At 65.7% G+C, this 604-nt stretch carries 1 protein-coding gene; it reads left to right on the plus strand.

What is annotated here, in order from left to right; all coding sequences use genetic code 11:
• Positions 1-98 precede the first annotated feature (98 nt).
• Positions 99-604, plus strand: a 506-nt coding sequence (locus tag DMB66_RS60625; protein ID WP_255441713.1) for a reverse transcriptase domain-containing protein, incomplete at its 3' end; no start/stop codon positions are given.

Below are 604 nucleotides of genomic sequence, written 5' to 3' on the forward strand. Positions count from 1 at the left end.
TCGGATGTCTTCGGGGTCGTACTTCCCGCCGCCGGTGCGTGCGGTGGAGATCGAGAAGGCTCAGTGGGGGTGGCACGAGGATCTTGGGCGTGCCGACTGTGGCCGATCGGATCGCCCAGACGGTCGTGGCTATGGAACTGGAGCGGAAGGCCGAACCGATCTTCCATCCGGACTCCTATGGCTATCGGCCTCGGCGGTCTGCGCTCGACGCCGTGGCCACCTGCCGCTCGCGGTGCTGGAAGACGGACTGGGTGATCGATCTCGACATCCGGAAGTTCTTCGACAGCGTGCCGTGGGACCTGGTGGTCAAGGCAGTCGAGGCGAACACCGACCTGCCGTGGGTGGTGCTGTATGTCCGGCGGTGGCTGCAAGCGCCGCTGATGCTGCCCGACGGCTCGTTGCAGGCCCGGGACCGAGGAACCCCGCAGGGTTCCGCGGTCTCGCCCGTGCTCGCGAATCTGTTTCTGCACTACGCGTTCGATCTGTGGATGGCGAGGAAGTTCCCCGGCGTCTCTTTCGAGCGGTACGTGGACGACGCGGTGGTGCACTGCGTCAGCCAGACTCAAGCACAGCATGTGCTGGCAGCGCTGCGGGAACGGATGCA

The organism is Actinoplanes sp. ATCC 53533, from assembly GCF_003947245.1.